At 73.6% G+C, this 20,425-nt stretch carries 13 protein-coding genes; 5 read left to right on the forward strand and 8 right to left on the reverse strand.

What is annotated here, in order from left to right:
- Positions 1–73: 73 nt before the first annotated feature.
- A complete protein-coding gene (locus IFT79_RS14045) occupies positions 74–1,402 on the forward strand; it encodes a GNAT family N-acetyltransferase (RefSeq protein ID WP_192124897.1) in 1,329 nt (442 codons plus the stop codon).
- Between the two features lie 110 nt (positions 1,403–1,512).
- Here IFT79_RS14045 and IFT79_RS14050 read toward each other — a convergent pair whose 3' ends face one another.
- Genes IFT79_RS14050 through IFT79_RS14070 form a run of 5 tightly spaced genes read right to left on the reverse strand, consistent with a single transcriptional unit; the run spans position 1,513 to position 8,084 of the window.
- A complete protein-coding gene (locus IFT79_RS14050; protein WP_192124899.1) occupies positions 1,513–2,694 on the reverse strand; it encodes a family 1 glycosylhydrolase in 1,182 nt (393 codons plus the stop codon).
- A gap of 29 nt (positions 2,695–2,723) precedes the next feature.
- Positions 2,724–4,472 (reverse strand): dipeptide ABC transporter ATP-binding protein, encoded by a 1,749-nt coding sequence (locus IFT79_RS14055; protein ID WP_192124901.1) that lies wholly within the window; start codon positions 4,470–4,472, stop codon positions 2,724–2,726.
- A complete protein-coding gene (locus tag IFT79_RS14060) occupies positions 4,469–5,422 on the reverse strand; it encodes an ABC transporter permease (RefSeq protein WP_123570899.1) in 954 nt (317 codons plus the stop codon). Before IFT79_RS14060 ends, IFT79_RS14055 begins: the two co-directional genes overlap by 4 nt.
- Complete coding sequence (locus IFT79_RS14065; protein WP_056049705.1) at positions 5,419–6,399, reverse strand: ABC transporter permease; 981 nt, start codon at positions 6,397–6,399, stop codon at positions 5,419–5,421. The genes IFT79_RS14060 and IFT79_RS14065 overlap by 4 nt, the downstream gene beginning before the upstream one ends.
- A complete protein-coding gene (locus tag IFT79_RS14070; protein WP_192124903.1) occupies positions 6,396–8,084 on the reverse strand; it encodes an ABC transporter substrate-binding protein in 1,689 nt (562 codons plus the stop codon). The genes IFT79_RS14065 and IFT79_RS14070 overlap by 4 nt, the downstream gene beginning before the upstream one ends.
- A gap of 210 nt (positions 8,085–8,294) precedes the next feature.
- Here IFT79_RS14070 and IFT79_RS14075 point away from each other — a divergent pair, with 210 nt between their 5' ends.
- Positions 8,295–9,671, forward strand: coding sequence for a globin domain-containing protein (locus IFT79_RS14075; RefSeq protein WP_192124905.1), 1,377 nt, complete (start codon positions 8,295–8,297; stop codon positions 9,669–9,671).
- 77 nt (positions 9,672–9,748) lie between these two features.
- Here IFT79_RS14075 and IFT79_RS14080 read toward each other — a convergent pair whose 3' ends face one another.
- Positions 9,749–10,918, reverse strand: a complete 1,170-nt coding sequence (locus IFT79_RS14080; RefSeq protein WP_342211853.1) for a LacI family DNA-binding transcriptional regulator — start codon at positions 10,916–10,918, stop codon at positions 9,749–9,751.
- A gap of 290 nt (positions 10,919–11,208) precedes the next feature.
- Between IFT79_RS14080 and IFT79_RS14085 the strand changes: the two genes are divergently transcribed.
- From IFT79_RS14085 to IFT79_RS14095, 3 genes are read left to right on the forward strand one after another with little or no spacing between them, the layout of a single operon-like run.
- Complete coding sequence (locus IFT79_RS14085; protein WP_192124909.1) at positions 11,209–11,931, forward strand: helix-turn-helix transcriptional regulator; 723 nt, start codon at positions 11,209–11,211, stop codon at positions 11,929–11,931.
- A complete protein-coding gene (locus IFT79_RS14090; protein WP_192124911.1) occupies positions 11,928–12,656 on the forward strand; it encodes an ATP-binding cassette domain-containing protein in 729 nt (242 codons plus the stop codon). The genes IFT79_RS14085 and IFT79_RS14090 overlap by 4 nt, the downstream gene beginning before the upstream one ends.
- Entirely contained in the window at positions 12,653–15,463 is a 2,811-nt protein-coding gene (locus tag IFT79_RS14095) for an FtsX-like permease family protein (protein ID WP_192124913.1), read from the forward strand. Before IFT79_RS14090 ends, IFT79_RS14095 begins: the two co-directional genes overlap by 4 nt.
- 18 nt (positions 15,464–15,481) lie before the next feature.
- Here IFT79_RS14095 and IFT79_RS14100 read toward each other — a convergent pair whose 3' ends face one another.
- Together IFT79_RS14100 and IFT79_RS14105 are read right to left on the reverse strand one after the other, a co-directional pair.
- Positions 15,482–18,037, reverse strand: a complete 2,556-nt coding sequence (locus IFT79_RS14100) for a S8 family serine peptidase (protein ID WP_192124915.1) — start codon at positions 18,035–18,037, stop codon at positions 15,482–15,484.
- Positions 18,038–18,149: 112 nt separating this feature from the next.
- Positions 18,150–20,420, reverse strand: a complete 2,271-nt coding sequence (locus IFT79_RS14105) for an acyltransferase family protein (protein WP_192124917.1) — start codon at positions 20,418–20,420, stop codon at positions 18,150–18,152.
- Positions 20,421–20,425 lie beyond the last annotated feature (5 nt).

Raw genomic sequence — 20,425 nt, forward strand, 5'->3', positions numbered from 1 at the left:
CCGATGCGCCCGGCGGTCGCCGCTCCTCCTCGAGACCGACGACAACGTCGGCCGTCCTCCGTAGGCTGACCGGGTGAGCACCCTCGACGACGACTACGACCTCCGCACCTTCGCGGCCGCGCTCGACCCCGAGGCGAGTGACGACTCCCCGCGGGCCGACGTGGCGACCGCCGCCTGGGTCGACGCCGAGTCGATGGGCTTCCACGAACCGGCCGGCGACGACGACTCCCTCGGCCGTGCCGCGCGTCGCCTCGTCGCCGACGGGCGACGTCTCACGGGCGTCTACCGCCGCGAGGCCACCCCCGGCTCGCTCGACGCCGAGGGTCGCCCCGTCGCCACCTTCGCGTCGTTCGACAAGACCCTGCACGTCGGCGGCGGCCGTCTGATCGACGCCGACCTGGTCGCCGGCGTCACCGTGCAACCGACCCACCGCCGCAAGGGCATCCTGCGTCGGATGATGACCGACGACCTCGCCCGCGCCAAGGCGGCCGGCACCCCGGTCGCCGCACTCACGGCCAGCGAGGCGTCGATCTACCGGCGCTTCGGCTTCGGCGTGGGCGTCCGCGAGCGCACCATCGAGGTCGACGTCCGTCGCGCGGGCGGCCTGCTCAGCGAGCCCGAGGGCAGCACCGAGCTCGTCACCACGGCCTCGCTCGCCGAGGTCGCCCCCGACGTCTTCGCCCGCTTCCACGTCCGCAGTCCCGGTTCGATCGACCGGCACGAAGGCGCCTGGAACCACGCCCTCGGCCGCGAGCGCGCCGACGGCACGCCCGACCCCGCGGTCCGGGCCGCGGTGCACCGCGACGCGACCGGCACCGTCGACGGCTACGTCACGTACCGGGTCGAGTCGGCCGGGGGCGGCCCCGGTTCCACCGGCGTGCAGACCCTCGTCGTCGTCGACCTCGTGGCCGCGACCGACGACGCCTACCTCGGCCTGTGGCAGCTGCTGCTCGCGGTCGACCTGGTCCGGGTCGTCCGGTACTCGAACGCCCCGCAGCACGACCCCTTGGCGCACGCGATCGTCGACGGTCGCGCCCTGACCATCAGCCACGACGAGGACCACGTGTGGTTCCGCGTCCTCGACCCGGTCGCGGCCCTGCAGGCTCGCCCGTGGGCGGCCGACGGCGTCGTCACGATCGCCATCGGTGACGCGCTGGGCCACGCGGCCGGCACGTACCGGGTCACGAGCGAGGCAGGCGAGGCGACGGTGAAGAAGGCGGCCGTCCGCCGGGCCGACCTCGAACTCGACGTCGCGACGCTGGGTTCGCTCTGGCTCGGCGGCTCCGACCCGGTCACGCTGGCCGCGGCCGGCCTGGTCCGCGAGCGACGCAAGGGCGCCGTCCAGAAGTTCCGCGCGATGCTGCTGCCCGAGCGACCCCTGCACGGCATCACGTACTTCTAGGCACGGCATCGGCCCCGGGGCCGAGACGCAGGAGGTGCGGGTCGGGTGACCCGCGCCTCCTGCGTCCTCGTGCGCCCCGCGCCGTCCCGGTCCGGCAGGGCCGGAGGGCGCTACGCCCGCGCCAGCCCGTTCGCGCGCGCGACCTCGCCGTACCAGCGGGCGCTCGGCTTCGGCGTCCGCTCGAAGGTGTCGCGGTCCCAGCCGATCAGGCCGAAGGTCGGGCGGAACCCGCTGGCCCATTCGTAGTTGTCGAGGGCGCTCCAGTGCTGGTAGCCGAGCACCTCGATGCCCTCGTCGATGGTGTCGTGGACGTGCTCGAGCGCGCCCTGCGTGTAGGCGATGCGACGGGTGTCGTCGGCGGTCGCGATGCCGTTCTCGGTGACCATGACGGGCACGTGGCCGGACAGCTCCCACGCACTGCGGATGCCCTCGGCGGCGGCCGGCGGGTAGAACTCCCACCCGGTCAGCGTCGTCTCGAGCCCCTCGGCGACCGGCCGCGGCCCCTCGGGCCCGACGAAGGTCTGCGTGTAGGCCTGCACGCCGACGAAGTCGTCGCCCGCCGCCATCTCGCTGTACCAGTCGTCACGCACGTAGCCGTACTCGCGCGTCTTCTCGGCGGCACCCGGCTCGTCGACGGCCTTGAACGCCTGGGTGGCGACGGTCCAGCCCGACTTGATCCGAGGCAGCTGCGAGAGCACCTCGCGGCTGCGCTTGTGCGAGGCGAGCAGGGCGTCGGCGACCTCGAGGTCGGGGTTCGGCAGTCCGTACGCGACGAGGTTCGAGGCGTCCTCCCCGCCGGCGAGCATCGCGGCGATGTTCGGTTCGTTGATGGTGCAGACGTACTCGACGCCCTCGGCGACGACGGGCAGGGCGAGCTCGGTGTACCGGGCGAACAGGTCGGCGGCGTCGGGTGCGCGCCAGAAGCCGTCGCGCTCGAACCAGCGCGGCACGGTGAAGTGCATCAGCGTGACGATCGGCTCGATGCCGAACTCGTGGCAGGTCTCGACCATGCGGCGGTAGTGAGCGATCTGCGCCTTGCTGACGACGCCGCGCTCGGGCTCGATGCGGGCCCACTCGATGCTGAAGCGGTAGCTGTTGAGCCCCAGCTCGGCGAGCAGGCGGATGTCGTCGCGGAACCGGTTGTAGCTGTCGGCCGCGTCACCGCTCGGTTCGACGATGGTCGTGCCCGGCGCGTGCTCGTGCACCCACCAGTTGCTGTTCACGTTGTTGCCCTCGATCTGGTGCGCCGCGGTCGCGGCACCCCACAGGAAGCCGTCGGGGAAGGTGAGCACAGGGGTCCTTTCGGAGGAGGTCGAGGAGTTCAGGAGGCGCGGTGCGTGCGGCGCGGGTTCGGCACCGCGTCGAGCAGCTTCACCGTGTACGGGTCGGTCGGCCGTTGGAGCACCTCGGCCGTGTGCCCCCGCTCGACCACGGCGCCCTGGTTGAGCACCATGATGTCGTCGGTGATCAGCCGGGCACTGAGCAGGTCGTGGGTGATGTAGAGCATCGAGACGCCCCACTGCTCGCGGAGGTCCTCGAGCAGCGCGAGCACGCCGGCCCGCAGCGAGACGTCGAGCATCGAGACGGGCTCGTCGGCGATGATCACCTGCGGGTCGCTCGCGAGGGCCCGGGCGATCACGACGCGTTGCCGCTGGCCACCCGACAGCTGGTGCGGCAGCTTGGCCGCGAACTGCTCGACCGGCGTCAGACCGACCGTCTCGAGCAGCTCGAGCACCCGGCGCCGCGCCTCCTGACCGGTCAGGCCGGTGTAGTTCACGACGGGACGCGTGAGCGTGTACTCGACCGTGTGCAGCGGGTTCAGCGCCGCGTACGGGTCCTGGAAGACCATCTGCACGTCGCTGCGGAAGCTGCGCAGGGCGCGGCCGCGGAGCGCCGTGACGTCGGTGTCGCCGAACGTGACGCTGCCGCTCGTCGGCTTCTCGACGCCCGTGACGAGCTTGGCGATCGTGCTCTTGCCCGAGCCGCTCTGCCCGACGAGGGCGAGCGACTGGCCCGGTTCGAGCGTGAACGACACGTCGCGGACGGCCCGCACGGGGTCGTCGCCCCGACGGGGAGGCGCGTAGGTCTTGGTCACGCCGCTCACGGTGATCGCGTGCTGCGCCGTGCGCTGGCCGCGCGTGGCGACGGTCGGCACCGAGGTCGTCGTGTCGACGCGGCGGTCGCCCCGGGCCCGGCGGACCGAGCGGTCCTCGAACCCGGGCAGCGACACGACCTCGGCACGAGGGTCGGCGTAGTGCGACAGCAGCATCTTCGTGTAGTCGTCCTGCGGGTCGGCGAGCACGTCGGCCGAGCGACCGTCCTCGACGATGCGACCCTCGTGCATCACGAGCACGCGCTGGGCCGACTCGAGCACGATCCCGAGGTCGTGGCTGATCAGGACGGCGGTGAAGCCCTCGCTCTGCTGCAGCGAGATGATCGTGTCCATCACGGCGTGCTGCACGAGCACGTCGAGCGCCGTGGTCGGCTCGTCGAAGACCATCAGCTGCGGCTCGAGCGACAGGGCGAGGGCGATCGAGACGCGCTGGCGCATGCCGCCCGACAGCTCGCCGGGGAACCGGGCGAGCACGCCCGCGTCGAGCTCGACCTTCGCGACCAGCTCGGCGGCGCGGCTGTGCCACCGGTGGCGCGGCACGTGGCCGTGGGCCTTGAACACGTCGACGAAGTGGTTGCGGATCGTGCGCACCGGGTTCAACGCGTTCATGCCCGACTGCAGCACCATCGCGAAGCCGCCCTGACGCTGCTGACGCAGGGCCTCGGTGTCGAGGTCGCGGACGTCGGCACCGTCGAACCAGATGCTGCCGCCGTTGGTGCGCGCCGGCGGCTTCTGCAGCCGGGTCAGCGCGTAGCCGAGCGTCGACTTGCCCGAGCCGGACTCGCCGACCAGGCCGACGAACTCGCCCCGCCCCAGCCGGAACGACACGTGGTCGACGGCCTGCACGGGCTCGGCGCCGGCGCTCTCGTAGACGACGCTGAGGTCGCGGACGTCGAGCAGCACGTCGTCGGACGACGAGGAGGCGCGGTCGGCGGTGGTGAGGTCCGTGGCGGTCACTTGCGCGCCTCCTTCTTCTGCTTCGCGCCTTCGCGAAGTCGAGGGTTGCCGACGGCGTCGACGCCGAAGTTGATCAGGGTCAGGCTCATCGCCAGCAGGGCGATGCAGAGGCCGGGCGCGAAGAGCAGGATCCACTGGCCGGTGAGCAGGGCGTTCGAGTTCTGGGCCCAGTAGAGGATCGTGCCCCAGCTGACGATCGACGAGTCGCCGAGCCCCAGGAACTCGAGGCCGGCCTCGGCGAGGATCGCACTGGTCGCGGCGCCGAAGAAGGAGCCGGTGATCAGCGAGGTCATGTTGGGCAGGATCTCGCGGAACACGATGCGTCCCGCGCTCTCGCCCGAGAACCGTGCCGCCGTGACGAAGTCGCGCGAGCGCAGGGACTGCGTCTGGCTGCGCAGCACGCGGGCTCCCCACGCCCAGCCCGTGATGACGATCACCGCGAGGATCACGGTGATGCCGCCGTTCTGCAGGTAGGCCGCGATGACGATCATCAGGGGCAGACCGGGGATCACGAGGAACAGGTTCACGACGAAGCCGACGACGTCGCCGCCGAAGCCCTTCATGTAACCCCAGCTGAGCCCGATCGCCACGGCGACCAACGTCGACAGCACGCCCGCCACGACACCGACGAAGACGCTGATGCGGGCGCCGTAGATCAGCTGGCTGAGGACGTCCTCGCCGGCCGCCGTCGTGCCCATCCAGTGGGCCCAGCTGGCGTCGGCGTTGCGCTCGAAGCCGTTCTCGCTGGCGCCGTAGGGAGCGAGCAGCGGGGCGAAGATCGCGACGAGCACGAAGACGCCGAAGATGACGACGCCGATCTTCGCCTTGGGGTTCGACCAGATGGTCGCGGCCATGCGGCCGATGGTGAGCCAGCGACTGGGCGCCTTCTGCTCGGCGGGCCCGGTGGGGGGCGCGCCTTCGGGCAGGTGGACGGACACGGTGGAGGTCATCGGCGGGTCCTTGGGTCGAGCACGCCGTACAAGATGTCGACGAGGAAGTTGGCGACGAGCACGCTGACCGTGATCATCAGGAAGAGGGCCTGCATCAGCGGGTAGTCCTGGCCGATGACGGCGTTGAACAGCAGGTAGCCGATGCCGGGGTAGCCGAACACCTGCTCGACGAGGATCGAGCCGCCGACCACGCCGCCCAGGGCGAGGCCGAAGCCGGTCAGGTTGGGCAGGATCGCGTTGCGGGCGGCGTAGCGCACGGCGACCGTGCGGCCCTTGAGCCCGTTGGCCTCGGCGAAGGTGACGTAGTCGTCGCCCAGCGTCGAGATCATCGCGTTGCGCATGCCGAGTATCCAGCCGCCGAGGCTCGTCAGCAGGATCGTGATCGCCGGGAGCACGGCGTGCTGCAGGGCGTCGCCGACGAAGGCCGGCGTGAACCCGGGCGTCGTCGTCGCGCCGTAGGCCCCCGTGGTGGGGAACCAGTGCAGCACGTAGCCCAGGAAGAACAGCAGCAGCAGAGCGGTCCAGAAGTACGGGAACGTGCTCATGAAGCTGCCCGACAGGGTGGGCAGCGAGTCGAGCCAGGTGCCGCGCTTCCAGGCCGCGGCGACCCCGATCAGGGTGCCGAGCACGAAGGCGATGATCGTGCAGACCCCGACGAGGATCAGCGTGAACGGCAGGGCCTGGCCGACCAGGTGGCCGACCGTCTCGGGGAAGAACGTGTAGCTCGTGCCGAAGTCCAGGCGCACGACCTGACCGAGGTAGCTGACGTACTGCTGGAGCACGTTGCCGCTCGGCACGCCGAGCTGGGCCTCGATGGCGGCGCGCGTCGCCGCGCTGACCGGGCCGTTCTGCGACAGCTTGGCGATCGCGGCGTCGGTCGGGCTGCCGGGCATCAACCGCGGCAGGATGAAGTTCAGCGTGACCGCCGCCCACAGGGTGAGCACGAACAGGCCGAGTTTCTGGGCTGCGTACTTCACTGGTCGCCCTCTTCCTGGTCGACGCGCTTGAGCTTCGTGAAGATCAGCAGCGGTGCCTGGTCGTAGTTCTGCGGTGCCATGTACGGGTTCTCGGCGGTGGGCCAGCCGGTGAACTTCGAGTCGTTGAACAGACCCCAGAGCCCGCCGTAGTAGAGGCCGATCACGGGCAGCTGGTCGTAGACGACGTTCTGCAACCGGTAGGCGTACTGCTTCTGCTGCTCGGGGTCGGTCGTGGCCTTCCAGTCGTCGAGCAGCTGGTCGACCGCCGGGTCGCTGAACCGCTCGAAGTTGGCCGCCGTGGTCTCGCCGACCGGGGTGGCGAACTGGCTGTTGAGCAGGTTGTTGTAGGCCTGGTAGACGTTGCCGTTGCCCATGCCACCCATCGCCATGTCGAACTCGCCGTTCGCGATGGCCGACTGGTAGCCGGCCGGCTGGGGAGCCTGGATCTGCACGTCGATGCCGATCGCGCCCAACTGGCTCCGCACCTCCTGCACGGCCCGCAGCCAGTCGGTGTAGCCGTTGGCCGTCAGGATCGTGATCTCGAGCTGCTGGTCGTCGGGGCCGACCAGCTCGTCACCCTGCTGCGTGTAGCCGGACTGGGCGAACGCCGCGAGGGCGCCGTCGACGTCCTGCTCGAGGATGCCGGCGTTCGGGATCGACGGGTCGAGGTCGTCCTGCTGGTTGGGCAGGATGAGCCCGGTCTGACCGGCCGGCTCGAGGTAGCCCTCGGTGGCCGACTCGGCGATGGGGCCGCGGTCGAGCGCCAGCGCGATGCCACGACGCACGTTCACGTCGTCGAAGGGCGCCTTGGTGAGGTTCGGCACGAGCCCGATCACGCCGCCCGGCGGGAACCAGAACTGGTTGTCGGGGCTGGCGGCACCCCAGGTGCCCTCGACGTCGCTGATGAACGAGTACGACCAGTCGTAACCGCGCGTGACGGTGTCGAGCTGGTTGTTCGTCGCGGGCAGGATCAGGTGACCGATCTCGATCTTGTCCGCCTGCCAGTAGGTCTCGTTCTTGTCCATCGAGTACTGCTGCGGCGAGTAGTTGCCGAGCGTGAACGGTCCGGTGCCCACCGGGTCGGGGTTGCGGAAGGTCGTGGGGTCGTCGACGTCCTTCCACAGGTGCTCGGGGACGATCGTCGTCTGGCCGATGATCTCCATGGCCGGCACGTCGTCGGTCTGCAGGTGGAAGACCACGTGGTCGCCCTGCTGCTCGATCGTGTCGATGTGCTGCCACGCACCCTTGAGGTCGAGCGCGGGGTTCGCCTTGATGAGGTCGAACGTGTAGACCACGTCGGCCGGGGTCATGGGCGTGCCGTCGGACCACTCGACGCCGTCGCGGATCGTCATGTCGATCGTGCGCGCGTCGGGCAGGACGGTCTCGCTCGCGAGCCAGGGCGTGATCTCGCCGTCGAGCGGGTTGATCTCGAGCAGGGGCTCGTAGATCCAGGTCGAGGCCGTGCGCTTGTTCGTGAGGAACGGGTTGAAGTTGCGCTCGAACTGCGGGTTGCCCTTGTCGGCGTTGATCAGCATCGTGTCGGCCCCGATGCTGGGGTCGGGCTGGCTGCGGATCTGGATGCTGCAGCCGGTGGCCACGAGCACGGCGGCCGTGGCCGCTGCCAGGGCCGCGAGCGTGCGGAAGCGTCGGCGTGGGTGTCGCCGAGGGGGTGTCGCGTGCGTCATCGCCACGTTCTCTCATTCGTCGTCGAGGTGAGCTGGGCCCACTGTAAGCGCATACATCGCAGGGGCGCAAGTGGTCGGCCCCGTCGAGGGGCCCCGAGGAGGCGCGAGGTCGTTCGACGCCGAGCCAACCGTCAGGGGACGCCAGGGCCCGCACGCCAGAATCGGCGTCGGGTGCCGGTCACGGCACCCCGGCCGACCGGAGGGACCCGCATGGCCAGCACGACGCAGCTGCGAGCGCTCCGCGCCTCGCTGCCCGTGGTCGCCGAGCGGGCACACGACATCGCCGACGACTTCTACCGCCGCCTGTTCGCGACGCGATCCGATCTGCTGCGGGACCAGTTCAACCGGGGGGACCTCGCCCAGGGGCGGCAGCAGCGCGAGCTCGCCCGCACGATCGTGGCGCTCGCCCAGGCCGTCCTCGACGCGGCCCCGGGGTCGACGCGTGCCGCCGGTGGCGACCGGCACCGCGCCTCCTCGGGGGGTGGACCGTCCGGGGTCGACGGCGACTCCGACGCCGTCGGCCAGGCCGGGGCGCCGACCCTCGCACCGGCGACGCCCGGCGAGATCGTCTCGCGGTTGGCCCAGCGGCACGCGGCGCTCGGCATCACCCGCGACGAGTACGACCTGTTCGAGCGGCACCTCGGCGACGCGTTCGCGGCCGCCCTCGGCCCCCGGCTCACGGCCGAGGTCGCCGACGCGTGGTCGGCCGTCTACCGGCAGGCCCGCGACGAGATGGTGACGACGGTCGAGGCGATCTACCGACAGGCCGACCTCGAGCCGGGCGAGGAGTGGCGCGAGGCCCTCGTCACCGAACACCGCGTCGAGGCCGAGGACGTCGTCGCGCTCACCCTCGTCTCGGCCGACAGCGAGACGCTGCCGCGGTACCGTGCCGGCCAGTTCGCGTCGGTGCAGGTGCGGCTGCCCGACGGGGCCCGGCAGATCCGGCAGTACAGCCTGCGCGGCGGGCACGACGAGCAGTGGCGCATCAGCGCACGGCTGCTGGTCGGCGAACCGCCCGCCCCCGACGGCGAGGTCTCGTCGCACCTGATGCGCGAGCTGCGGGTGGGCGACGTGGTGAGCGTCTCGCCCCCGATCGGGTCGCTGACGATCGACGACCTCGACGACGCCCCGCTGCTGTTCGTCTCGGCGGGCATCGGCTGCACGCCCGTGCTCGGCATGCTCGACCACCTTGCCCGCACCGAGCCCGACCGCGTCGTGACGGTCCTGCACTTCGAGCGCACCCCCGAGCGGCACGCCCACCGCGTCGAGCTCGAGGCGCTGGTCGCGTCGATGCCGAACGCGACGCTGCGGGTCAGCTACACACAGGGGTCGCTGTCGGCGCTCAGCGCGCTGGCCGAGGCGTCCATCGACGGGCCGGGGGTCTACCTCGACCCGATCGACCTGGCCCGGGTCGACCTCACCGCGTCGCACCGGGTGTTCCTGTGCGGGCCGGTGCCGTTCATGGCGATCGCCCGGGCGGCACTGATCGGCCACGGCGTCGACGCCGACCGCGTGCACTACTTCGTCTTCGGGCCGGACGACGGCAGCGTCACGGGTGCCGACACCGGGCAGCGCGGGCTGGGGTAGGACCGGGCGGAGGCGCCGGCGGGTTCGCTGGCGGGGGCGCGGGCGGGCTCGCGGGCGGAGGCGCCGGCGGGCCACGCTCAGAGCGCGGGGCAGCTCTCGCGGAGCAGCACCTCGACCGGCAGGGTGACCCGCTGCGCCGGTGCTCCCGGGTCGGTCAGTCGCCGGACGACCGTGCGGACGGCGATGCGGCCGAGCTCGCCCATCGGCTGACGCACCGTGGTGAGCCGGGGCCGGGAGAACCGGCCGGCGTCGATGCCGTCGAACCCCGTCACGAGCACGCGACCGGGCACGTCGACGCCCTGCTCGCCGAAGACGTCGAGGACGCCGAGGGCCGACTGGTCGTTCGCGCAGAGGACGGCTCCGGGCAGGTCGCCGGCCTCGAGCAGGGCCGCCGCCGCGCGACGACCGCCGGCACGGGAGAACTCGCCCGGCTCGACCCGGACCGTGACGCGCGCGCCGGCCGCGCGGTGCGCCTTGAGGGCCCGGTCGAAACCGGCGTGACGGTCGAGCTCGTCGGGCGAGTCGGACGGTCCGGCGACGTAGGCGACGTCGCGCACCCCCCGCGACCCCAGCACGAAGTCGGTCAGGGCGTGCATGCCGGCGACGTTGTCGACGCCCACGTGGTCGAGGTCGTCGCCCGGGCGCGAGTCGGCCAGCACGACGACCGGGATGCGTCGCGACACGTGCGCCAGCAGATCGCCCGGCACCGTCTGGGCCAGCACCGCGAGCCCGTCGACCCGACCCGCGATGTCGTTGACCATCACCTCGCGGCTCGACCCCCGCCCGGCGGCGACCATGAGGGCGAAGCCCCGTCGCCAGGCCTCGACCTCGGCGCCGCGCAGCACCTCGTCGAAGTACAGGTTCGCCGGGTTCGACCCGGGGTCGACCTCGGGAGGCGCGGTGAGGGTCGTCGCACCGCGGCCCGGGTCGACGACGGTCGGCGGGTCCACCCGCTCACGGTCGTCGATCAGCGGGATGCGTGAGGCGTCCGACACCCGGGCCCAGTCGGGTTCGGGGCCGTCGATGCCGTCGTGGCCCGGCAGGAAGAGGCCGAGCACGCCCGTGCGTCGGCCGGCGAGGCCGCGGGCCGCGCCGCTCGGCACGTAGCCGAGGGCACGCACCGACTCGAGCACCCGGCTGCGGGTCTCGGGGCGCACGTCGTCGGGACGGCGCAGCACCCTCGACACCGTCGCGATCGACACGTCGGCGTGGGCGGCCACGTCGTAGACGGTCGGGGCCTTGGTCACGAGAGGTCCTCCAGGAGGGCGGCGGCGGGTCGCGGACCATCCTAGGTCGGTCGGTGCCCGGGGCCGACCCGCGCCTCCTGCCCCCGGCCGGTGCAGGACGGCCGTCGGGTGCCGCCGGCGCGGACGTCGACGCGGGCGCCGTCGAGGCGACGTCGACGGACGTCGCGGGTGCCGTTTGTCGGAGTCGACGATGCGGGGCATACTCGGTATGCACGGGGCGCCACGAGGCGACGCCGCGACTCGACCACAGGAGGCCACGTGACGGCACGACCGGACGGCGAGGCGGCCCCGTGACCGTGCGACTGGGCCTGCTGGCGATCCTCGACCAGGGCCCGGGGTACGGCTACCAGTTGCGCAGCGAGTTCGACCGACGCACCGGGTCCACCTGGCCGCTCAACGTCGGCCAGGTGTACTCCACCCTCGACCGGCTCGACCGCGACGGCCTCGTCGAGCGTGACGAGCCCTCGCCCCGCGACACGTCGCCCGAGGCCGACGGGTCGCCCGGGTCCGACGGGTCGCCCGCAGCCGAGGCCCCGGCGGCGGGCTCCGGGCAGGCCGCCGGAGAACACCAGCGACTCTGGCGCATCACGGCCGCCGGACGGGCCGAGGTCGCCCAGTGGCTCGGGACGGCCGTCGACACCCCCGACGCCACCCGGGACGAGCTGCCGCTCAAGTTCGCCCTCGCCGCGACCCTGCCGGGGGTGGACGTGGCGACGCTCGTGCAGACGCAGCGCCGCGCCTCCTTGGCGAAGCTGCAGCGACTCACCCGCACCAAGCACGCCGGGGGCGACCCGGAGGCGCCCGGCGAGTTCGCCTGGCGCCTCGTCGTCGACTCGATGATCTTCGCGGCCGAGGCCGAGGTGCGCTGGCTCGACCACGTCGAGTCGAGCCTGCGCCGGGCGTCGCTCGCCGAACGGCAGTGGGCGGTCGAGGCCGTGGCCGTGACGACGAGCGGGCCCGGGTCCCCTGCCCGGACGCCGGGGCCGGCGCGGGCCGCACGAGGTCGGTCGTGACCGAGCGCGCCGAGGTGCTGACCCTGCTCGCGGTGGGGCACGAACACGGAACCGGCGACCTCGCCCGCACCGCCCTCGACGGCGTGAGCCTGACCGTCCTCGAGGGCGAGCTGGTCGCCGTCATGGGCGCGTCCGGCTCGGGCAAGTCGACCCTGCTGGCGATCGCGGGCGGCCTGACGACGCCGACCGCCGGGCACGTGCAGGTCGACGGCACCTGGCTCGCCGACCTGAGCGCGGCCGAGGTCGCGCGGGTGCGACGACGGTCGGTCGGCTTCGTGTTCCAGCAGTTCAACCTCGTCTCGACGTTGACCGCGGCCGAGAACGTCGCCCTGCCGCTCGAACTCGACGGCATCGGCACCCGTGCCGCCCGGCGTGCCGCCGACGACGCACTGGCCACCCTGGGCCTGGCCGGTCGAGGACGGGCCTTCCCCGCCGAGCTCTCGGGTGGCGAACAACAGCGCGTCGCGATCGCCCGCGCCCTCGTCGGCAGCCGTCGCCTGGTGCTCGCCGACGAGCCGACCGGCGCGCTCGACAGCAGCACGAGCGACGAGGTCATGGGCCTGTTGCGCGAACGGGTCGACGCGGGTGCCGCGGGCCTGCTCGTCACGCACGACGCCCGTCACGCCGCCTGGGCCGACCGGATCGTGTTCCTCCGCGACGGGCGCCTCGTCGACGAGTCCGCGCCGCGGGGGCCCGAGTCGCTGCTGACCCCGGAGGCGCGGTGACGGCCGGCGGCCTCGTCGCGCGTCGACAGGTGCTCAGGCGCCTGCGCGAGTACGTGATGGTCGTGCTGCTGATCGCGCTGCCCGTGGCCGGCGCCTCGGGGGCGGCGGTGCTCGTCGCGAGCGCGATGCCCACGACCCGGCAGGAGATCACCTCGACGCTGGGCCAGACGGCCGCCCGGGTGCACTGGACCGGCTACGAGACACGGCAGTCCGTCCGGGGGCTGAACCAGTGGTCGGGCGACGAGGTGACCTACCGCGAGCCAGCCGACGTCGTGCCCGGGGTCGAGCGGACGCTCACCCTGCGCACCCTCTGGACCCGGGTCGGCACGTCCCCTGCCGGCGTCGTGATCGGACCGGTGACCGACCCGGCCTTCGAGGGCCGCTACGTGCTCGAGCAGGGGCGGGCCGCCGAGCGGGGCGACGAAGTGCTCGTCACGCCCGCCCTCGCCCGCGACGACGGGCTCGGGACCGGATCGACCATGACCCTGCACCGCGTCCCCGGCGCCGACGGCCCGCGCGACCTCGAGGTCACGGTCGTCGGCATCATGTCCGAGGTCGGCGGCGGCACGGACGACCGGCAGGTGTTCGCCCGCGACGACCTGGCGGCGGGCCTGCCCGATCCGTCGTCGACGGCCTCGGCGTCGTCGACGTCGTCCGAGCAGTACCTCGTGGGCGACGCCGTCGACTGGGACGAGGTGCGGGAGTTGGGACGCGCGGGATTCGTCGTCTGGTCGGGGGCGGTCGTCGCCGACCCTCCGCCCGAGGGCACCCCCGGCCTCGAGAGCGAGGCCGGTTACGGCAGCACGGGCACCTACGCCGCCCTCGGCGTGGTCTTCGCCGTGTTCGCCGGCGCCGAGGTCGCCCTGCTCGCGGGGGCGGCCTTCGGGGTCGGGGCCCGTCGGCAACGCCGCACGCTGGCCGTGCTCGCCGCGGTCGGGGCCGACCAGCGCACGCTGACCCGGATCGTGACGCGGCAGGGGGTGTGGGTCGGCGTCGTCGCCGCGGTCACCGGTCTCGCCGTGGGCGTCGACCTCGGCATCGGCGTCGTGGCCCTCGCCCGTCGAGCCGGCGTCGACGTGGGCCCGTTCGCCTTCTGGGGCGTCCACGTCCCCGGCGTCGTGGTCGCGGGCATCGGACTCTTCGCCGTCGCCGTGTCGTGGATCGCGGCCGTGGTGCCCGCGCGCCGTGCCGCCCGCGTCGACGTGATGGACTCGCTGCGCGGCGGGACGGCCTCCGGCTCGGTGGACGCCGGGTCGGACCGGGCCGGCGGCCGCGGCCGACGGTCCACCGTGCTCGCCCGCGTCCTCGTCGTCGGCGGCGTCCTCGCCTGCTTCGGGGCGGGATGGACCTCGTACGCCACCTCGGTCCCGGTCGGCTCACGCTGGTGGTGGGCGGCGTTCGTCGGCCTCGCGGTCTCCGCCGTGGCCGCCCTCGTCGGCGTCCTGCTGCTCGTGCCGCTGCTCGTCCGTCGGCTCGGGCGCGCGTCCACGCTCGCACCCGTGCCGTTGCGGCTCGCCCTGCGCGACGCCTCCCACGGGGTCGCCCGCACCGCTCCCGCCGTCGCGGCCGTCACCACGGCGGCGTTCGTCGCGGTGTTCGGCGTCTCGATGTCGACCGCGGCCGCACGACAGTCCGAGGACTCCTTCTACCGCCCCTACCCGGCGGGCACCGTGGCGATCTCGTACGACCAGGCGTCCGACCTCCGCGTGCCGGGCGGCTCCCCCGAGGCGGCCTCGCTCGACTCCGCGGCCGTCGCCGCCGTCGCGCGCGACCTCCCGGTGGGCGACCGTGCCGTGTGGCAGACCCCGGTCCCCAGCGGTTACGACTCGAACGGCGCCCCGGTCGCCGTCGACGCGGTCACGCCGTGGGCCGTGCTGACCGTCCCCGACCGTTGCGACTCGTCGACGGGGCGCCTCGAGGGCCTGTCGTCCCGTGAGGCGCAGCGGATCACCGATGCCGACCCTGCCTGCGACTACCCGCTCGGGTCGTTCACGTCACAGGACAACATCATCGTGACCGACGAGGACGGCCTCGGCGTGACCCTGGGGGCCGCTCCGTCCACGGCCGCCCGCGCCGCGTTCGAGTCGGGCGGCGTCATCGCCTTCGACCCGTCGCTCGTCGTCGACGGCGAGGCCACCATCGGTCTCGCCACCCCGGCCGAGGTCGCGGACGGCTTCGACGCCTCGGCCACCCCCTCGACGTCCGTGTCGCTCCCGGCCGTCGTCCAGCGTCCGACGACGCTCAGCACCGGGGCCGTCCTGATGAGCCCCGGCACCGCCGAGCGGCTGGGCTTCGAGCTGACCCAGCGTGCCGTCGTGATGGCCACCGACCGGCAACCGACCGAGGACGAGGCCGCCGGCCTCCGGGCCGCGGTCACGACCGCCACCGACGGCCGGGCGACGGTCGAGACGAGTCCCGTCGATCGGGGCCTCGACCTGGCCCTCGTCCTGGCACTCCTCGCCACGACCCTCGTCTGCGCCGCGGCGGCCGCGGTCGCCCTTGGGCTGGCCCGCGCCGAGGGGCTGAGCGACCAGGTGACCATGCAGGCCGTCGGAGGCACGGACGCTCAGCGACGCGCCATGTCGTTCTGGCAGGGCGTGGTGGTCGTGGGCACGGGTGCCGTGCTGGGCACGATCCTGGGGCTGGTGCCGACGGGGGCCATGGTCTGGGCCTCGGACCTGCCGTTCGCCCCACCGTGGTGGGTGCTCGCCGTCGTGGCCGTCGGGCTTCCCCTCGTCGTCGCCGCCGGCAGTGCCCTGACGAGCCGTCGACCGACCTCCCTCGTGCGACGACCCGTGCTGGACTGACGAGCGGGCGGGCGGCCCCTACCGGGGCTCGTCGCCGGGACGACGCCGCCCGACGCCGACGCCGACCACGCCGACCGCGACGATCAACAGGGCGGCGAGGGCCACGGGACCCGGCTCCGAACCGGTCCACGCGAGAGCGGCCGAGGAGGCGCGGGCCGGGTCGGCGGCGAGCGGGCGCCCCGGGGCACCGGTGGGGACGACGCCCTCGCCCGGCGAGGAGCCCGGCGTGGGCGACGCCGACCCCGGCCCCGGCCCCGGGTCAGCCGGTGCGGCCCCGGGCTCGGCCGGGACGCCGGCCTCGTCACCCGGCACGGGAGCCGGGACCGGGTCGACGGCGAAGAGGACGGCGGGACCGGTCGCCGAGACGACGTCGTCCACGGTCCAGGTGACGGCGGAGACCCGCCAGTCACCGGCGGAGAGACCGGCGAACGTCGCGCGGAACGTGCCGTCCTGCTCGGCACGGACCGTCGAGGACTCGGCAGCGGCGGGAGTCGCCGCGGAAGCCCGGGCCGCCGCGGGCAGGTCCCCGGTGAGCAGGTCTCCGGCGGGCGCATCCCCGGCGGGCAGGCTCCCGGCGGGCTCGACGGTGACGGTGACGCGGGCGGAGTCGATCGAGGTGCCCTCGACGACCACGGCCTGCCCCGAGGGCAGACGGTCGCCGTCGTCCGGTGAGGTGACGACCGGGCCGGCCAGCGCCTCCTGCACCTCGACGTCGACGACCGCGCTCGAGCCCGACGACCCGACCACGGAGAACGACAGGGGACCGGTCGGGGTGCCGGGCGAGAGCCGGACGGGCAGCTGGACCCGGCCGCGCTGATCGGCGACGGTCGACGTCGAGTCGTCGAACGCCTCACCCTCGGCCCGGACCGTCTCACCGGGCACGAAGCCGGCGCCCCGCAGGATGGCCGCAGCGCCCGCCTGCAGCACGCCGTCGGGGGCGACGGCGACCGCCCCGCGTCCCAGGTCTTCGGTCACGGCCGCGAAGGCGTCCACCATGCCGGCCCCGAAGTACTCGGAGGGGGTCTCGCCGCCGGCCTGCCGGGCGAGCAGGTCCCGCAGTTCGGCCGGGGTCGCGCCCGGGTGCACGCTCGCCAGCAGGGCCGCGACCCCGGCGACGTGCGGAGCCGCCATCGAGGTCCCGCTGAGGGCGGCGAACCCGCCACCGGGGACCGTGCTGAGCACGGCGGCCCCGGGGGCCGTCAGGTCCACGACGCCCGCACCGTAGTTCGAGAACCGGGACTTCTCGATCGAACCGCCTCCGCCCTGCTGGGCCGACGAGACGGTGACGACGCCGTCGACCTCGGCGGGAAGCTGCGAGCACCCCTGCGAGACGTCGCGCCCCGGCTGCGGGGTCGAGTCGTTCGGGCTGAGCGAGTCGGCGGTCTTGTGGGCGAGGTCGACGGCGACGGCACCGACCGTGGCGTTGCCGGCGGCCGCCACGTCGAGGACGCCCTCGTGCTGGGACCAGGCGACCGCCCGCGCGACCGCGTCGAGGGCCGGGGCCTGGTCGGGGTCGGCCGAGCACCAGGCGGCCCACGGGTCGACGAAGAAGCTCGCGTTCGTCACGTCCATCTGCTGCTGCGCCGCCCACATGTAGCCGCAGATCGCGTACTCGGGGTAGATGAAGCCGTCCGCGTCGACGACCTTCACGCTGGCCAGCCGCACGCCCGGGGCGACCCCGACGACACCCCGGCCGTCGTCGGCCGCGGCGATTATGCCCGCCACGTGCGTGCCGTGCTCGCGGGTGCTCGTCGCGGCGTCGGACGACGGCGCCCAGGCGGCGGGGTCGGGGTCGGCGACGCCGTCCACGCTGCAGCCCACGGAGGCGGCCGGGTCGACCTGCGAGACGAGGTCGGGGTGGGTGGCGTCGATGCCGCTGTCGAGCACGCCGACCAGCACGTCGGGGCTCCCGGGCTGCACCGCGCGCGCCTCGGCGGCGTGGACGGCCTTGTCGTTCCAGCGACGCTCCTCGCCGGGATCGGCGACGTCGGCGACCCGCTCGGCCAGACCGGTCGCCTGCACTCCCGTCGGCGGGACGGCAGCGGACTCGGCGTCGCCACCCGCGTCGGCGTCGGGGGTCGCACGGATGGCGGCCGTCCGGGTCGGACCGGCCGACTCGACGGACGAGGAGGCGCGGACCCGGTCGACGAAACCGGCGGCGGTCGACCGTGCGGTCACCACTCCGATCTCGTCCCACCGGGCGAGGACGGTGCCGCCCGCGGCGACCACCGCGGCCGAGGCCGCCTCGGTCGTGACGGCGCCCGGCACCGCGTTGACGACGTAGTTCATCGCATCGACGGGGGCTGCGGCAGGCATCGCGCTCGAGGCGGGCGCGGAGAGCTCGGGCACGTCGGCCGCGAGGGCCGGTGACGAAGAGACGGTCGGGGCCGGTGACGCGGAGGCGGTCGGGGCCGGTGACGCGGAGGCGGTCGGGGCCGGTGACGAGGCGGCGGTCGCCGGGGCGTCCGCGGCGACGGCCGTGACCGGTGCGAACACGAGGACCGCGGCGAGCGCTGCCCCACCCACGGCACGGGTCGATCGACGAGCGGGACGGCGTCGAGGGCTGTGGGTCACCTGGCAACGATAGGCGGCGACCGGTCACGACGGGGTCACGATCCCGCCTCCCGTTCGAGGGACTCGCCGACCCGGCCGCACGTCGACCCGGCGGCCCGTGCTCGTCCGAACGTCAGGCGGCCGGGTCGCCCTCGACCTCGGCCTCGGCCTCGAAGACGAGTTCGCGCAGCACGGGGGCGAGCTTGGCGTCGAACGCCCCCGTGTAGTGGGTGAAGTCCCGCTTGACGGGCACGTCGTCGACGAAGGCGGGGCAGAGCCCGTCGACGCAGAGGAACCGCGACGTGTCGACGAGGGAACCGCCCAGGGCGCTCATCGTCTTCTGCGTCTCGGCGAGGTTGGCGGCGTGATCCGCCGACACGGACGAGATGCAGTCGACGGGCGAACCGCCCGGGCGGTAGCAGTCGTCGAGCGACCGGTGTGCCGGCGGGGGCGTGACGAACACGGTGCGCGTCGCCGCGCCGCCCACCGACTCGAGCTGGCGCTGCAGTGCCTCGGCGTACTCGCGCGGCGTGACGGGTGCGCCGGTGGTGGCGTGCTCGAACGGGACGAAGGAGTTCGTGACGACGAGCAGGTCGGGTGCCGTCTCGACGATCGTCCGGACGGCGTCGGCCTGGTGGGTGGTGCAGCTCTCGGGGTCGGAATTCTGGGCGACCGCGAGATCGACGAACGGGCAACCGAACAGGGGAAGCGCGACCAGACGCCACCCGCTGTCGTCCGATTCGACGATCTCGACCACGGCGTCCAGCTCGGCGGCGGCCGTCGAGTCCCCCACGAGGACGACCGTCTTGTCGCCGGTGCCGAAGGTGCACTCGGCGCGCGGCAGGGGCAGATCGACGCGACCGCAGTCGTTGTTCGCCCCGAACGGCATGGTGTCGCCCGGGTCGGGGGTCAGCGTCGGCCACGAGGTCGCCGCCAGCGCGGCCCGGACCGACTCGGCCATCGCCCCCTCGGCCGGACCGACCGGACCGGAGCCGTCGACGCCGTCGCCGTCGGCACCGCCGTCGGACGCCCCGGCCTCGACGGAGGCCCCGAGGCCGGTGCCCCCTGCGACGGGCGGGAGCACGGGCGGCGCCGCCACGGGCCGGACCGAGACCACCGCGGCCACCACCATCACGACGGCCAGCATGCCGAGGCCCCCGAGGGCGGCCCGACCGGCGGACGGCGCCTGGTCGTCGGCCCAGCGACGCCACAGCCGACGACGGCCCTCGCCCCGTCGCGGGGCGAGCAGGGGCGACGAGATGAAGGGCTTCTCGACGAGGTGGTGACCCACCACGGCGAAGCCGAGCGACAGGGGGTAGGCCAGCAGCTCGCCCTCGGGCACGACCGCGCGGATCATGACGACGATCGGGAAGTGCCAGAGGTAGAGCGAGTAGCTGATCGCACCCAGGTAGTCGGTGACCCGGTTCGCCAGGGGCGCCGGTGCGACGGCCCCGGGCACGCCGCCGCCCACGACGACCGCCAGGGTCGCGACCACGGGAAGCGCTGCCCACGGGCCCGGGAACGCGGTCTGCCCGTCGACGACCACGACGCTCGCCAGGATGCCGACGAGACCGAGCCAGCCGAGCGTCGTGCCGATCGCCCGCGGCAACCGCCGGGTCAGCGGAACGGCCAGCGCCGCCAGGGCACCGAGCCCGAGTTCCCAGACCCGGGTCAGCGTCGAGAAGTAGGCGCCCGTCGGGTCGCCCGCCGTGTCGACCACGGCCCAGACGAACGACGCCGCGCAGAGGGCGGTGATCACGGCCGCGAGCACGAGCCGTCGGCCCGACCCCGACCCCGTGCCCGCCTCGCGGGAGACGGCCGCGGGGCGCCCCGGACGCCGCAGGCCGAAGCCGAGGACGACGATCACGAGGAGCGGCCAGAACGCGTAGAACTGCTCTTCGACCGAGAGCGACCAGAGGTGCTGGAAGGCCGAGACGGGTCCGTCGGCGGTGAAGTAGTCGGTGCCCACGGCGGCGAAGTGCCAGTTGGCCACGAAGGCGAGGGAGTAGAGGGCGTCGATCCCGAGCCCGACCACGCGGCGGTCGGGCAGGAGGACCGTCGCGGCGAGCAGGGTCGCGGCGACGACGACGAGCGCCGCCGGCAGGAGGCGTCGGACCCGGCGACGGTAGAAGTCGGCCAGCGAGATGCGGCCCGTCCGAGCGTGCTCACGGAGCAACAACCCGGTGATCAGGAAGCCCGAGATCACGAAGAAGACGTCGACGCCCACGAAGCCGCCGTGCGGCCAGCCCGAGACGTGCTCGAGCACGACCGCGACGACGGCGACGGCGCGCAACCCCTGGACGTCGCGACGGAAAGCTGCCGACCCGCCGCCCGTCGAGGAAGCACCACCCCGACGCGACGACGAGGGAGCGGACGGAGGACGGTGGGGGGTCGAGTCGGACATGCTTC

Source organism: Frigoribacterium sp. CFBP 8759 (assembly GCF_014841655.1).
Classification (GTDB): Bacteria; Actinomycetota; Actinomycetes; order Actinomycetales; family Microbacteriaceae; genus Frigoribacterium.